Below are 14,427 nucleotides of genomic sequence, written 5' to 3'. Positions count from 1 at the left end.
TGACTTTCAGATTTTGGGGGCGTTGCGCGCCCCATCGCCGGCAAGCCCCACAGGGGCTTGTGGTGTTCGCGAATCATGTGCCATGCAGCGGGCCTTGTGGGAGCCGGCTTGCCGGCGATGGGCTGCAAAGCAGCCCCACTGCCGCCTAACAGGCTGGCCAGGCTGCTATTGGCCTTTCTTGCAGCTTGTGTTCCGCTACTAGTGCACCACCCAGCTCAACACCCACAGCCCGAGCAGTAACCAGATGATCCCGAGGATGATCGAGGCACGCATGAACGCGCGCACCGCCGAGTACAGCAGCATCAGGCCAATGACCAGCGCGAGGATGCTGACCAGCGAGGTGTCCATCCCCAGCGTGCGTGCCAGGCCATCGATGAAATTACCCCCGGCGTTGGCCAGCAGGTTGAACAGGCCGCTCAATCCGTCGACGATGAAGCGGATCAACGAACCCAGTGCCTGGCCCAGCCACTCGAAAAAACCTTCTACATGCATAGTCGCTTCCTGATGATCGAATCGGCGTGGGTGCCGTTCCCAAGCCTTTGGCCATTAGCTGGCCAGGTCGGTTCCCGATGCCAATGTTAGCCTGCCTGCGTACGCGCACCGCAAGGGCCCTGCGGGGCGTCGGCGTGGCCGGCCTGGTGGCCGTGGCGCTGCTGTGGCTGGCTGACCGCCTATGGCCCTTGCCCCTGCCAGGCGACGACCAGGCGCGGGTGGTGCTGGCCGAGGACGGCACACCGCTGTGGCGTTTCGCCGATGCCGAGGGCGTATGGCGCTACCCAGTCAGCCCTGACGAGGTGTCGCCGCTGTACCTGGAGGCGCTGCTGACCTATGAGGACCGCTGGTTCTACCATCATCCCGGGATCAACCCGCTGGCCCTGGTCCGGGCGGCCTGGCTCAACCTGCGCGGTGGGCGTGTGGTCTCTGGCGGCAGCACCTTGTCGATGCAGGTGGCGCGCCTGCTCGATCCGCACGACCGCACCCTGGCAGGCAAGCTGCGCCAGCTGTGGCGCACCGTGCAACTGGAGTGGCACCTGTCCAAGGGCGAGATCCTGCAGCTCTACCTCGACCGTGCCCCCTTCGGCGGTACCTTGCAGGGCGTGGCGGCGGCCAGCTGGGCGTACCTGGGCAAGTCGCCGAAGCACCTCACCCCGGCCGAGGCGGCGCTGCTTGCCGTGCTGCCCCAGGCCCCCAGCCGGCTGCGTCCCGACCGCCACCCCGAACGTGCCCAGCGCGCCCGCGACAAGGTCTTGCAGCGCCTGGCCGAGTACCAGGTGTGGCCGGCCCGGCTGATCGAGGAGGCGCGTGAGGAACCCTTGCTCCTCGCGCCGCGCCAGGAGCCAGCCCTGGCGCCCCTGCTGGCCCGTCGGCTGAACCGCCCGGGTAGCCCGCCGTTGATCCGCACCACCCTCGATGCGGCCTTGCAACGGCGTCTGGAAGACCTGCTGCTGGGCTGGCGGGCCCGGCTGCCGGAGCGCACCTCGGCGGCGTTGCTGGTGGTCGAGGCAAAGACCATGGCGGTGCGTGCCTACCTGGGCTCCCTCGACCTCAACGATGCACGCCGCTTTGGTCATGTGGACATGGTCCATGCCCTGCGCTCGCCCGGCTCGACGCTCAAGCCGTTCCTCTACGCCATGGCCCTGGACGATGGCCTGATCCATTCCGAGTCGTTGCTGCAGGATGTGCCACGGCGTTACGGCGACTATCGTCCCGGCAACTTCTCCATGGGCTTCAGCGGCCCGGTCTCGGCCAGCTCGGCCCTGGCCCTGTCGCTCAACTTGCCGGCGGTGCAGTTGCTGGAGGCCTACGGGCCGAAGCGCTTCGCTGCGCAGATGCGCATGGGCGGCATGCCGTTGATGCTGCCGCCCCTGGCCGAGCCGAACCTGTCGTTGATCCTCGGCGGGGCAGGTAGCCGGCTGGAGGACCTGGTCGGCGGTTATGCGGCACTGGCCCGCGAAGGCAAGAGCGCGCGTATCCGCCTGCAGCCCCAGGACCCACTGCTGGAGCGGCGGCTGCTGTCGCCCGGTTCGGCCTGGATCGTTCGCCGTATCCTCAGCGGCCAGGCCCGGCCGGACCGCGATCGGCATGCCGAGCTGGTGCCGCGCACGCAACTGGCCTGGAAGACCGGCACCAGCTATGGCTTTCGCGATGCCTGGTCGGTCGGTGTGGGGCCACGCTACCTGATCGGCGTGTGGATCGGGCGCCCCGACGGTACCCCGGTGCCCGGCCAGTTCGGCCTGGCCTCGGCGGCGCCGTTGATGTTGCAGGTGCATGACCTGCTGAGCAACCGCGACAGCCAGCGGGGCATCGCCGCGCCGGCGGAGCACGTACCGGCGAGCGTTGGCGTGGCGGCGATCTGCTGGCCGTTGGGCCAGCCCATGCCGCGCCAGGACCCCAACTGCCGCCGCCAGCGTTTCGCCTGGACCCTCGACGGCACCACCCCACCGACCTTGCAGGCGGCCGACCAGCCGCTGGGGTTGGGGTTGCGCGAGACGGTCTGGGTCAATGACCAAGGGCTGCGGGTCGATGCCAGTTGCAGCGGCGCCCAGGCCCGCGACGTGGCGCTGTGGCCGGCGCCACTGGAGCCCTGGCTGCCTCGTGTAGAGCGCCGTGCCGCACGCCTGCCGGCGCTGGACCCCGCCTGCCCGCCACAGGTACCGGCCAGCGCGCCGCCGTTGTCGATCGTCGGGGTGCGCCCCGGCGACAACCTGCGCCGTCCGGCCACCAGCCGCGAGCCTTTGCAACTGCACGTCTCGGCACTGGGCGGCGGCGGCCAGCGCTGGTGGTTCCTCAATGGCCGGCCCCTGGGCGAGACCCGTGGCCAGGACAGCCTGCTGGTGCGTTTCGAACAGGCCGGGCACATTGAGCTCAGTGCGCTGGATGAAAGCGGTGAGACGGCGCGGGTGGAGTTTCAGGTGAACGAGTGAAGGGAGCGGGGCGGCGATGGGCTGCGAAGCAGCCCCAGTGTCACTTGACTGACCGGTTTGTCCCGCGAGTGGGCTGGTTTGATGCCTTACAGCCTAGGACTTGCCCTACGCGATTTGTCGATCGCCTTCCGATTGCATGGGAAAGCCCACCCCTCTAGCCTTTGCGCATGCGTGCAGGCAGGGGAGCGTGTCTTGAGTTTTCGATTATTTCGTTTAGAGTCGGAGAGTAATGGCATGGCGAATGGGAGCGTGGTCATGAGCTTGTCGAAACGAGCCGACTTTCCAGAGTCTCGAGAGATTGCCGCGGCGGTTCAAGGGCAACGGGACCTTGCGGCTTTTCTCTGTACCAAGACACAGATGCAACGAATCGAAATCTACGACACCGACAACAAGGCCCATGCGGTCGAATTGCCGACCAGCGCGTTGCGGTTGTTGGTGGATATCCTCGGAGAGCTGGCGCAAGGAAACTCAGTCCGGGTGGTGCCGATACATGCCGAACTGACGACGCAGGAAGCGGCAGACTTACTGAATGTCTCGCGTCCACACCTGGTGAAGCTGCTGGAGGAGGGGAAGCTGCCTTTCCATAAGGCCGGCCGCCATCGTCGGGTACTGTTCTCGGACCTCATGACTTACAAGCAAAAAAGGGATCAAGCCAGCCGCAAGGCCTTGGATGAGCTTGCAAACCTCTCTGAAGAGCTTGGGCTGGGCTATTGATGCGGGAGTCGTCCTTCATCGCTATCTACGATGCATGTGTACTGTATCCGGCCCCTCTTAGGGATTTGCTCCTGAGGCTAGCGGGCAAGGGACTCTATAGGGCCAGATGGACATCGAGGATCGATGAGGAATGGAAACGAAATCTCCTGCGTAATCGCAAGGATCTGGCCCAGGTGCAACTCGACCGTGTTTCTCGGTTGATGGAAGCCGCCATTCCCGATGCACTCGTCACTGAATACGAGCAGCTATGCGAGTCGCTGTTGTTGCCTGACCCAGATGATGCCCACGTACTTGCTGCTGCAATCAGAAGCAATGCCGAGGTGATCGTCACGTTCAACCTGAAGGACTTTCCCGCCTCGACGCTGAAGTCCTACGGGGTGCAAGCGCAACATCCTGATGAGTTCATCATGGATCTCTGGGGGCTGGATCAGGCAACGGTGCTTGCCACTATGGCTGAAATGCGTCGCTGTCTGGTCCGCTCTCCCTACACTCCCGAAACCTTCGTTGAATGCATTCTGAAGCAGGGGCTGCCGCAGACGGCCAGCGCCCTGAATGACTACATCATGCTCATATGAGCTTCATTGCCCCACCACCTGCATCCTCGGTTTGGGAAACAGATTCTCCAGGGTCTCCAGCAACCGTGCGTGATAGATCGGCTTGCGGAACAGGTCGAGCACCTGCAGGCGCAGCAGGTCGCTGACATCTTCCAGGTCCGCATGGCCGGACATGACGATCACCGGCAGGTGCTGGCGGTCCGTGTGGTCGCGCAGGCGCTTGATCAGGCCGATGCCGCTCTCCTCGGGCATGCGCAGGTCGGTGATGACCAGGGCCACGTCCGGGTGGCGGGTGAGCTGTTGCAGGGCAGCCTTCACGGACGTCGCGGTGTGGCAGCAGAAACCTTCGTTCTCCAGCAGTTCGGCGAGTTCGAGCAGGGCCTCTTCCTCGTCGTCGACCAGGAGGATCTGTTGACGCAAGGAAGAGGTTGGCATGGTCGTCTCCAGTGGATGGGGAAAGATGCCTGCATTGGGGGCCGGCGATCATTAACCAGCATCAGGTGTTATGGCTTCCGAGATGGTTGTCATGATGCTATCCACATGCCCCGAGATATCGCCGACGAACCCCGCCAGCACCACCGCGACCATCGCCGCGATCACCGCGTACTCGATACCGGAAGCTCCGTCCTTGCGTTTCAGGAAGTTCTTGCAGTGGAAAAGGATCTGTTGCAGCAACATGGCACAACTCCTTGCGCGATCAGCGGCGGTAGGCGGGGCCATATGGGTGATGCCCCTTTGCCATCATAGGATTGCCAAGCTGCGCGAAGCTGCAAATGTAAGAAAGCATTATCTCTAAAGTATTGGTTTGAAACGGCCGCGCTAAGTTTCTGTTTTTACAGCGCGTCAATTTTTCGGCTGCGAAAAAGCCCGCCGGCTCATGGCGAATCGTCGACGCTGCGCTACCGTGCAATAGCAAAATAATTACTTTTTGCCATCATTGGGTGCCAGGCGCAGGGAGGGCGGAAATGAGCAGTCGCTTGACCATGATTCTCGCCGTCTTGTTCTTGTTCGCCGCGGTGCTGGCCGGCTACTGGGGGCTGGTTCTCAGCCGGCCGCCGATACCGGCGGTGCAACCGGCCACCGTGGTGGCCGAAGCCCCCGTGCCACAGGTCGCCCCGGCACCGGTGAGGCCAGAGGAGCCGCTACGCTCGCCGATCGTGGTGCTGCGCCGCGACGTCGCCGCCCACACGCCATTGACCGAGGACGACCTGCTGGTGGAGCGCCTGCAGGTCGTGCCCGAGGGTGCGTTCCAGCGGCTCGAGCAGGTGCTCGGGCGCAGCAGTGCGCGCCCGCTGGCGGCAGGCAGTTGGCTCGACGAAACCAGCTTCCAGGCCGGTGGGCCGCTGGCGCGGATGATCCGTCGGCATGAGCGCGCGGTGGCGGTGGCCGTGGACGAGGTGATCGGCGCCGCTGGGCAGGTACGGCCAGGCGACTATGTCGACGTGCTGCTGTTCCTGCGTGAGGAAAACAACAACCCGCAGGCCACCGCCCAGGTGGTACTGCCGGCCTTGCGCGTGCTCAGCGTCGGCGAGCAGATGGGCCTGGCCAACGATGGCCGCCCGGCGCAGACCGCCGAAGAGCAGAAGGCGCGCCGCGAGTCGTTGGGCAACGCCACGCGCACCGTGGCCCTGGCCGTGCCCGAGGCGTTGGCCAGTCGCCTGATGCTGGCGGCCCAGGCCGGAACCTTGCGCCTGGCGGTGCGCAGCGCCGACGAACACTTGCTGGCGCGCTACTGGTCCGACCCCGAGGCCACGCCCCAGGTGGCCAATGCCCACCGCGATCTCTATCGCTTCAGCCAGCTGTCCCAGGTGGCGCCAGCCAAGGCGCCGTCCACCCGCACTGCGCCGGGCATGCAGGTCATCCGGGGTGCCCAGCCCGACGCTACCCACAAGACTCCCTGACCCAGCAAGGATGCCGCCATGCGTAGTACCGCGCGGATATTCAGACAGTTGTGCCATGCCCTGCCATTGATGGCGATGCTGCCATTGGCCGAGGCGGCCAGCCAAGGCTGCGCGGCGTTCGCCCAGTTACCCTCGGTGATCGAGATGGACCAGGGCCTGCAGCAGGAGCTGCGTTTGCCGGTGGCCATCAGCCGGGTGGCGGTCGGCGAGCCGAAGGTCGCCGACGTCCAGGCCAGTGGCGAGCGTGCCGTACTGCTGACCGCGGTGGCGCCGGGCAACACCAGCCTGATGCTGTGGACCGCCTGCGCCCCGGCACCGCACCGGGCCATGTTGTTCGTCAAGGGGCGGGCCAGCGTGGACATGGCCGAGGGCGCGCTGTTGCCGTCCCAGGACCCGCAGTTGCCCAGCCAGGTGCAGGCCGATATCCGCTTCGTCGAGGTGCAGCGGGTCAAGTACAAGGAAGCTGGGGCGCGGTTGTTCTTCAAGGGTTCGAACAATAGCCTGATCGGCTCGCCCGGCACGGTACCCAACACTGTCGTGCGCCCTGACCATGTGCCGGGGATCCAGACCAGCGCCAACCCGGTGACCTACGCGGACGTGCGTCCGGGTATTCCCCTCGACAACGGTGTCTTCAACATCGTCTGGGGCGGCGGTAGCAGCCGCTTCCTGGCGATGATCAACGCCCTGGAGAACAGCGGCTTCGCCTATACCCTGGCGCGCCCCAGCCTCACCGTGCTCAGCGGGTTCACCGCGAGCTTCCTGGCGGGCGGGGAAATTCCTATCCCGGTACCGAGCAGTGGCAGCGACAACGTCTCGATCGAGTACAAGGAGTTCGGAGTACGCCTGGCGCTGACCCCGACGGTGATCAGCCGCGACCGCATCACCCTCAAGGTGGCGCCGGAGGTCAGCGAGCTGGACTACAGCAACCCTGTGAACATCGCCGGCACCCTCGTCCCGGGCCTGAAGGTGCGACGCACCGACACCAGCATCTCCCTGGCCGATGGCGAGAGCTTCATCATCAGCGGCCTGGTCAGCAGCAACACCCGCTCTGCCGTGGACAAGTTCCCGGGCCTGGGCAACCTGCCGATCATCGGCGCGTTCTTTCGCCAATCGACGCTCAACCGCGAAGACACCGAGCTGCTGATGATCGTCACCCCACACCTGGTCCAGCCACTGGCCGCCAATGCACGGCTGCCACAACTGCCAGGCGAGCACTTGCGTACCTACGACCCCAGCTGGGGCCAGCTGTTCTTCCTGGAAAACGGCAACTTCGACGGCCGTAGTGGGTTATCACGATGAGCGAGAGCCTGAACCAGACCTACCTGGCCATCACCCGCAACGAGGACGACCTGCACTGGCTGCAAGGCGCCTTGGCGCCGCTGGGCCAGGTGATCGGCGCCAGCGGCGGCAGCCTCGACGAGTTGCTGGCGCTGGTCGATGTGACCTTCAGCAACCTGGTGTTTATCGGCCTGGACCGTGAGCAACTGGTCAACCAGTGCGCCTTGATCGAAGGTGTGCTGGAGGCCAAGCCGATGCTGGCGATCGTTGCCCTGGGCGATGGCATGGACAACCAGTTGGTGCTGCACGCCATGCGCGCCGGGGCACGCGATTTCGTCGCCTACGGCTCGCGGGCCAGCGAAGTGGCCGGGCTGGTGCGGCGCCTGGGCAAGCGCCTGCCGGTGGTGGCCAGCAACCCCAGCCTGGGTGGCCTGAGCGTGCTCTACGGTGCCCAGCGTGGCGCCGATGGTGCACTGCTGACCACCCACCTGGCGCGAGTGGTCCAGGAGAGCGGCCAGCAGACCCTGCTGCTCGACCTCGGCCTGCCGCGCGGTGACAGCCTGGCGCTACTGGGGCTGGAGGCGTCGTTCTTCTTCGGCGATGCCCTGCGCCACTTGCGCCGCCTCGATGCCACCCTGATCGACAGCGCCTTCACGGCCGACAAGGGCGGCCTGCGCATCCTCGCCTACGCCGAGAGCGACGTGCCGCTGGCGCAATCGAGCACCGCCGAGCTGTACATGCTGCTCAGCGCCTTGCGCCAGCACTTCCAGCACATCGTGGTCAACCTCGCCGGGCAGGCCGACAGCGAAGCCCTGCGGACCATCGTCAGCCATTGCGACAAGCTGATCCTCTATACCGACCAGAACATCCTCGACTGCCGGCGCAACCTAGAGGTGCTGGAGCAGTGGCGTGACCGTGGCATCAAGCTCGAGCATGCCGGCCTGCTGGTGGACCGCTACCTGCGCCAGGTGGCGCCGGATGCCGATGCCCTGGCCAAGCGCTACGGCCTGCCGTTGCTCAAGGTGCTGCCCTACAGCCCCGAGGTGCGCCTGAATGCCAAGAACCAGGGGGCGAGCCTGTTCGAGCTGGCGCCGCGGGAAAGCCTGACCCAGGCCTTGCGCGGCTTGGGCGAGCGCCTGGCGCGGCGCTCGGAGAACCTGGCGACACCCACCTTCACCTGGTTTCGCCGCCTGTGGAGCAGCAAATGAGTGGCGACGAACCCTTCGGCGGGCCACGCCATGCCGCGGCAGACCCGCAGGCACTCAAGCGGGCCCTGCACCGTTTCGTCATCGATGCCATCGAAGACAGCGGGCGCAACCTGCTGGAGGGCGCGCGGCCGGCCCTGACCCAGTTCGTCGTGGAGCAGGTGGGCGACTATGTGGCGCGCCTGCACTTGGCCTTGTCACGCTACGAGATGGAGCGCCTGGCCGAGGAACTGGTCGACGAGCTGACCGGCTATGGCCCGCTGGAAGTGCTGCTGCGCGATGCCAGCGTCACCGAGATCCTGGTCAACGGCCCGTACCGGGTGTTCGTCGAGCGCGCCGGGGTGCTGCAGCAGACCGACCTGCGTTTCATCGACGCCCATCATGTGGAGCGGGTGATGCAGCGCATCCTCGCCCCGCTCGGCAGGCGCCTGGACGAGTCCTCGCCCATGGTCGATGCGCGCCTGCCCGACGGCAGTCGGGTCAATGCCATCATCCCGCCGGTGGCGCTGGACGGGCCCTGCTTGTCGATCCGCAAGTTTCGCCAGGACATGCTCAAGAGCGCTGACCTGCTGGCCACCCGGGCCATCGACCAGGCCATCTTCGACTTCCTCGAGCGCGCCGTGGGGCGGCGCTGCAACATCCTGGTCAGCGGCGGTACCGGCACCGGCAAGACCACCCTGCTCAACATCCTCAGCCAGATGATCGCCCCCCAGGAGCGCCTGGTGACCATCGAGGACGTCGCCGAGCTGCAGTTGCACCACCCTCATGTGGTGCGCCTGGAAACCCGCCCGCCGAACGCCGAGGGCCACGGCGAGATCAAGGCCAGCGAGCTGATCCGCAATGCCCTGCGCATGCGCCCGGACCGTATCCTGCTCGGCGAGATCCGCGGCGCCGAGGTGCTCGATGTGCTCACGGCGATGAACACCGGGCACGACGGCTCGATGAGCACGGTGCACGCCAATACCGCCCAGGACGCCCTGCTGCGGCTGGAAACGCTGGTCGGCCTGACCGGGCGGCAGGTCGCCGAGAAGACCCTGCGGCAGATGATCTGCGCGGCGCTCGACGTGGTGATCCAACTGACCCGCCTGGCCGATGGCCGGCGCTGCGTCAGCGAGGTGCTGGAAGTGGTCGGGGTGCGGGATGACGTCTATGTCACCAATACCCTGTTCCGCCTCGACCGACGCAGCGGCGAGGGCTTCCTGCGCGAGGCGCCGAACCCGGCGGGCGCCAAGCTGCGCCATGAGGGGGTGTTGTGATGGGGCCGTTGTTGCTCGCGCTGTCGCCGCTGTGCCTGGGCATCGCCGTGCTGCTGCTGCGTCTTGGCCTGCACAAGCGGGGCGAGGAGCGCATCCTCCAGCGCCTGGGGCGGGCCTACCAGGCCGTGCGCACGGGCAATGCCAGGCGCGACTGGCTCGACCCGCTGCTGCAGCGTGCCGGGCTGGCCCATGCCGGCTTCAGCCTGCGGCCTTGGCTGCTGGCCTGGTTCGCCCTGGTGCTGGCGGCCTGGCTGGTGTCTGGTTGGGTGGCGGCAATGGCGCTGTTGCCGGGCATGCCGCTGCTGGCCTACCTCTACCTGCACGGGCGCTACCGCCGGCGCCTGGGGAAGATCATCGAGCAGTTGCCGGGGCTGCTGGACTACAGCGTTCGCAGCCTCAAGGCCGGGCGCACGCTGAGCGACGCGGTGCTCGGTGGTATCGACGGCACCCGCGAGCCCTTGCGCTCGGCCATGGGCCGGGTGCGGCGCAACGTGCAACTGGGCGTGCCGCTGGAGGACGCGGCAGGTGAACTGGCCGAGCTGTACGAGCAGGACGAACTACGCCTGTTCGCCCTTGGCCTGCGTATCAACCAACACTATGGCGGCAACGCCAGCGAGTTGCTGGAAAACCTGATCAAGCTGATCCGCGAGCGCGAGCAGGGGGCCCGGCAACTGCGGGCCATGACCGGGGAGACACGGGTCACCGCCTGGATCCTCGGTGCCTTGCCGCTGGCCATGGTCGGCTACTTCCTGCTGGGCAACCCCGGTTACCTGCTGGCCATGTGGCGTGACGACCACGGTCAGTGGATGCTGCTGTTCGCCTTCGCCCTCCAGGCCCTGGGTTGCCTGGTGCTGTGGCGCATGATGAGGCGCTTGTGAACATGGCCTTGCTGCTGTGCGCCCTGTGCCTGTTCGTGGCGTCCGCGCTGCTGGGCCTGCAGGCGGCGCGCCAGTGGCGCGCCCGGCAATTGGTCGCACGTCGCCTGCAAGGGCAGATGGCACGGGAGGAGCGCCTGGGGGACTGGTTGCACTGGTTGGGTAGCACGGCACTGGGGCGACGTTTGCAGACACTCGACGGCGAGACCCAGGCCCTGCTCGACCGGGTCGGTTGGCGGCGCAGCCGTCAGCGGGCGTTGTTCGCCGCCGTGCAGCTGGGGCTGCCGTTGCTGGCCGTGGGGATGACGTTGCTGTTGCAGCATGGCCTGGTGGGCGAAGGCCCAGGGCACTGGCTGGTGCTGCCCTTGTGCGCCCTGGGTGTCGGCTACCTGTTGCCCAAGCGCCTGCTGGCGGTGGCGGCGCAGCGGCGTCAGCAGCGCATCGCCCTGGAGGTCAGCCTGCTGATCCCGTTGCTGCGCATCCTGTTCGAGACTGGGCTTGCGGTCGAGCAGGCCTTGCGGGTGCTGAGCCAGGAGGGCCGCGGCCTGCTGCCGGAGATCAGCGAGGAGCTGCGCCTGGTACTGCAGCGGGTGGATTCGGGCCTTGCCCTGGGGCCGGAGCTGGAAAAGAGCGCCCACCTGCTGGCGGTGGACGAATTCATCGATACCTGCGTGATCCTGCGGCAGTTGCTGGTGCAAGGCAGCGGCGGGATGAAATCGCTGCAGGCGCTCAAGGTATTGCTCGACGACCGCCGCCTGACCCGCTTGCAGGAGCGGGTGTCGAAGATGTCGGCGAAGATGTCGGCGGTGATGATGCTGTTCTTGTTCCCGGCCTTGCTCATCGTCCTGGCCGGGCCGGGCTTTACCGCGCTGGCGCGGGCCTTGGGATCCTGAAGGGAGGGGAGGCGGATGAAAGCGCTGTTGTTGTTCACCGGGTTGTTGCTGCTCGCCGGTTGCGCCGGCCAGCCACCTGATGGCCTGGCCCGGCTGCTGGGCGCTGCCCAGTGCGGCAAGCCGGACGCCAACCAGCAGTTGGCCCTGAACCTGGCGGATGAAATGCTCAACGAAGGCCGGCCCCATGCCAGTCTGGCGCACCTGCAGCAGTTGCCGGATGCGCTCGACCAGGTGCGCCTGCGCAAGGCCAAGGTCTTGCGCTTGCTCGGGCGCAGCGAGGCCGAGCCGCTGTACCGTGGCTTGCTCGGTGGTTGCCTGGCGGCCGAGGGCGAGCATGGCCTTGGCCAGCTCGCCTCGGCCCGGGGCGACGATGCCCAGGCCCTGCGTCACCTGCAGCGGGCCGTGCGCCTGGCGCCGACCGACGAGAAGGTGCGCAACGACCTGGGCGTGGTGTTGATGCACCTGGGCGATCACGAGCAGGCGCGTTTCGAGTTTCTCACCGCGATCGAACTGAAGGACGACAACACGCTGCCGGCGGTCAACCTGGTGACCCTCGCGCTGGTCCAGGACAACTGGCAGCAGGCTGCCGACCTGGTGGCCCGGTTGCGGCTCAGGCCCGAACAGTTCGCCGAGGCCCAGGCCCGGGCGACGCAGTTGAAGACGAGCGGGCGTGGCGCGACGCCGCTCGGTTGAATCCAAGGGAGGAGATGCCCATGCTCAAGTGCGTGATCCTGTTGGTCGGCCTTGCCGGCCCCCTGGCAGCGTTGGCCGAGGAGCCGGCGCAGACGGCCACCGAAGCGCTCTTGCAGGTGCAGGCGAGCAACCAGCAGGCCTCGCCGACGCCACAGGTGCAGACCGCCCGGGAGCGGGAGCAGGCCCTGCAGCGCTGGCTGGACAGCTACAAGTACCCGATCCCCGAGGTATTCCGCTGGCAGTCGGTTGGTTCGTCGGGTGACTGAGCTGGCTCATCTGGGACCGCTTCGCGCCCCATCGCCGGCAAGCCGGCTTCTGCGTCGATCTCAAGAGCGGCGCGGGCTCTGTGGGAAATCTGGGAACAGAGACCGAAAGAGCAACGGGCCCCTGTGGGAGCGGGCTTGCCCGCGAAAAGGGCGCCGCCATGCTAGTAATGCTGTTCACTTAAGCCATTGGGGCCGCCTTGCGGCCCTTCGCGGGCAAGCCCGCTCCCACAGGGGCCGCGTAAAGCCACTATCAGTTCTCTGCGTGACAGCGCAGCTCAAAGGCTGGGTAATCTCCTACAAGTACGCTGCAAACCTCAAGGAATGCACGATCCTGTGGGAGCGGGCTTGCCCGCGAAGGGCTGCAAGGCAGCCCCAATCGATGTCACATCAGACTTAAGTGAACAGCATCAGCCGCCGTGCCAGGGGCTTTCAATGGGCCGTAAAGCGCTGGTGCACCGGTGACGAACGCGGCGTCAGCGCCAGGGCCAGTTGGGTACGGTTGTGCATGTGGGTCAGGCGCAGGACCTGGGACACGTAGAGCTTGACCGTGTTCTCGGTGATGCCCAGCTCGCAGGCGATCTGGTAGTTGGTCTTGCCCTTGCTCACCAGCCTGGCGACTTCCAGCTGGCGCGGCGAGAGCTTCTCGAAGTTCGGCGGCAGTTCGGCCTCGGCCTCCTCGGGATCGCCGGCACGGCGCTGCACACCCAGGCCACGGGCCTTTTCCAGGTCGTGGTAGAGATCGTCGATGGACTCGGCCAGCTCCTGCAGGCGCTGGTTCAGCTTGCCCAGCTCACGCAGGTTGCGCTGGCGCTCCAGCAGCGCCTGCTCCTGGCGGCGCACGCCCTCGAGCAGCTCGTCCAGGTCGATGGGCTTCTGGTAGTAGTCGGCGAAACCTTCGCGCAAGGCGCGGATGACATCCTGCTTTTCGGCCCGCCCGGTGAGCATGATCGCCTCGAACATGCGCCGGCGCCCGGACAGCGCTTTCAGCATGCGGACCAGCTCGATCCCATCGCGTCCGGGCAGGTGCAGGTCGCACAGCACCAGGCCAATGCCGTCATCGGCCTGGTAGCGCTCGATGGCCTGCTCCGTGGAATGGGCCGGGACGCAGCCGTAGCCCTGGTACTCGAGAAATTCACACAACTGCTCGACGATCAACGCCTGGCCGTCGACGACCAGTAGCTTCACCTCACTGATGGATTTGTTCACGATCGACTCCCTGTTCGACTCGGTCCTGCTCCTGGGCCAGAGAGACTGGCCGCTAAAGACACTAGTCGCACTTTGCGAGTATGTACACGGGCTGTACGACGAATCTGGACCGAGTAGTCATTTACGGGATCCAGACGGCCGTCAGCAGGAAGCCCGCCAGCACGAAAGGCGCGAAGGGTTGTTTCTCGTCGACCTCTTCGGCCAGTTGCTGCAAGCGTTTCCTCACCTTGGGGCTGAGCAAGGCCAGCAGGCGACGCCTGGCGAGCATCCAGGCCAGCACGGTGATGCCGGCGCCGATGAAGGTGCCGAGCACGTACTGGTGGCTGGTGGCCAGGGCCAGGGCGCCCATCAGCTTGACGTCGCCGGCGCCGAAACGGCCAAGCATGTAGCCGGGCAGGGTAAGCAGCATGACGATGGCCAGCGCCCAGCCGGCATCGCTGGGATCGGCGCCGATCCAGCTGTGGCCGGTGGCGAACAGCCAGGCCAGCGCAGCTGCGGCGACACCCAGTGTCAGGGCGTTGGAAAGCTGTCGTTCACGGATATCTTGTTCGGTGCACAAGGCAAGCCACATCAGGAGAACAATGCTTTGCATTGGCAAATTGCCATCCCTATTCGTTGAACGGTTCTATGCTGTCAGTCAGGTGTCATAGTCAGGGTAGACG

16 protein-coding genes are annotated in these 14,427 nt (G+C 66.2%); 11 read left to right on the top strand and 5 right to left on the bottom strand.

The window, feature by feature from the left end; all coding sequences use genetic code 11:
• Positions 1 to 198: 198 nt before the first annotated feature.
• Entirely contained in the window at positions 199 to 492 is a 294-nt protein-coding gene (locus ABFA30_RS23150) for a hypothetical protein (protein ID WP_225790496.1), read from the bottom strand.
• Positions 493 to 569: 77 nt separating this feature from the next.
• Here ABFA30_RS23150 and pbpC point away from each other — a divergent pair, with 77 nt between their 5' ends.
• The 3 genes from pbpC to ABFA30_RS23135 all read left to right on the top strand — a co-directional run bounded on the left by pbpC (position 570) and on the right by ABFA30_RS23135 (position 4,213).
• Entirely contained in the window at positions 570 to 2,924 is a 2,355-nt protein-coding gene (gene pbpC / locus ABFA30_RS23145) for a peptidoglycan glycosyltransferase PbpC (RefSeq protein ID WP_410046008.1), read from the top strand.
• 255 nt (positions 2,925 to 3,179) lie between these two features.
• Positions 3,180 to 3,638: a helix-turn-helix domain-containing protein gene (locus ABFA30_RS23140; RefSeq protein WP_225790494.1), complete on the top strand. Its 459-nt coding sequence runs from the start codon at positions 3,180 to 3,182 to the stop codon at positions 3,636 to 3,638.
• Positions 3,638 to 4,213, top strand: a complete 576-nt coding sequence (locus tag ABFA30_RS23135) for a PIN domain-containing protein (RefSeq protein WP_225790493.1) — start codon at positions 3,638 to 3,640, stop codon at positions 4,211 to 4,213. Before ABFA30_RS23140 ends, ABFA30_RS23135 begins: the two co-directional genes overlap by 1 nt.
• A 3-nt stretch (positions 4,214 to 4,216) precedes the next feature.
• On the opposite strand, the gene ABFA30_RS23130 is transcribed toward ABFA30_RS23135, so the two are convergent.
• Together ABFA30_RS23130 and ABFA30_RS23125 are read right to left on the bottom strand one after the other, a co-directional pair.
• Positions 4,217 to 4,627, bottom strand: coding sequence for a response regulator (locus tag ABFA30_RS23130; RefSeq protein WP_225790492.1), 411 nt, complete (start codon positions 4,625 to 4,627; stop codon positions 4,217 to 4,219).
• Between the two features lie 51 nt (positions 4,628 to 4,678).
• On the bottom strand, positions 4,679 to 4,870 hold the full coding sequence (locus tag ABFA30_RS23125; protein WP_225790491.1) for a Flp family type IVb pilin: 192 nt from the start codon (positions 4,868 to 4,870) through the stop codon (positions 4,679 to 4,681).
• A gap of 287 nt (positions 4,871 to 5,157) precedes the next feature.
• Between ABFA30_RS23125 and cpaB the strand changes: the two genes are divergently transcribed.
• The 8 genes from cpaB (at position 5,158) to ABFA30_RS23085 (ending at position 12,559) form a co-directional block, all read left to right on the top strand.
• Positions 5,158 to 6,093, top strand: a complete 936-nt coding sequence (gene cpaB / locus ABFA30_RS23120) for a Flp pilus assembly protein CpaB (protein WP_410046007.1) — start codon at positions 5,158 to 5,160, stop codon at positions 6,091 to 6,093.
• Positions 6,094 to 6,162: 69 nt separating this feature from the next.
• The gene (locus ABFA30_RS23115; RefSeq protein ID WP_368816089.1) at positions 6,163 to 7,392 is read left to right on the top strand and encodes a type II and III secretion system protein family protein; all 1,230 of its coding nucleotides are present in this window, start codon (positions 6,163 to 6,165) and stop codon (positions 7,390 to 7,392) included.
• Complete coding sequence (locus ABFA30_RS23110) at positions 7,389 to 8,579, top strand: pilus assembly protein (RefSeq protein WP_253081012.1); 1,191 nt, start codon at positions 7,389 to 7,391, stop codon at positions 8,577 to 8,579. Before ABFA30_RS23115 ends, ABFA30_RS23110 begins: the two co-directional genes overlap by 4 nt.
• Positions 8,576 to 9,832, top strand: coding sequence for a CpaF family protein (locus tag ABFA30_RS23105; protein WP_225790488.1), 1,257 nt, complete (start codon positions 8,576 to 8,578; stop codon positions 9,830 to 9,832). Before ABFA30_RS23110 ends, ABFA30_RS23105 begins: the two co-directional genes overlap by 4 nt.
• Positions 9,829 to 10,710 carry a type II secretion system F family protein gene (locus ABFA30_RS23100; protein WP_410046006.1) on the top strand — a complete coding sequence of 294 codons (882 nt, stop codon included), beginning with the start codon at positions 9,829 to 9,831 and terminating at the stop codon, positions 10,708 to 10,710. Before ABFA30_RS23105 ends, ABFA30_RS23100 begins: the two co-directional genes overlap by 4 nt.
• A 2-nt stretch (positions 10,711 to 10,712) precedes the next feature.
• Positions 10,713 to 11,600: a type II secretion system F family protein gene (locus tag ABFA30_RS23095; RefSeq protein ID WP_410046005.1), complete on the top strand. Its 888-nt coding sequence runs from the start codon at positions 10,713 to 10,715 to the stop codon at positions 11,598 to 11,600.
• Positions 11,601 to 11,615: 15 nt separating this feature from the next.
• Entirely contained in the window at positions 11,616 to 12,293 is a 678-nt protein-coding gene (locus ABFA30_RS23090) for a tetratricopeptide repeat protein (protein ID WP_225790485.1), read from the top strand.
• Between the two features lie 20 nt (positions 12,294 to 12,313).
• Entirely contained in the window at positions 12,314 to 12,559 is a 246-nt protein-coding gene (locus ABFA30_RS23085; RefSeq protein WP_253081013.1) for a DUF3613 domain-containing protein, read from the top strand.
• Between the two features lie 429 nt (positions 12,560 to 12,988).
• On the opposite strand, the gene ABFA30_RS23080 is transcribed toward ABFA30_RS23085, so the two are convergent.
• Entirely contained in the window at positions 12,989 to 13,765 is a 777-nt protein-coding gene (locus ABFA30_RS23080) for a response regulator transcription factor (RefSeq protein WP_225790483.1), read from the bottom strand.
• 121 nt (positions 13,766 to 13,886) lie between these two features.
• Positions 13,887 to 14,357, bottom strand: coding sequence for a prepilin peptidase (locus tag ABFA30_RS23075; protein WP_225790482.1), 471 nt, complete (start codon positions 14,355 to 14,357; stop codon positions 13,887 to 13,889).
• Between the last annotated feature and the right edge of the window lie 70 nt (positions 14,358 to 14,427).

The sequence above is a fragment of the Pseudomonas sp. HLMP genome, assembly GCF_046365545.1.
GTDB classification, from domain to species: domain Bacteria; phylum Pseudomonadota; class Gammaproteobacteria; order Pseudomonadales; family Pseudomonadaceae; genus Aquipseudomonas; species Aquipseudomonas guariconensis_B.
The sequence above is the reverse complement of the archived record's forward strand: the minus strand, read 5'-3'. Positions and strand labels throughout refer to the sequence as shown.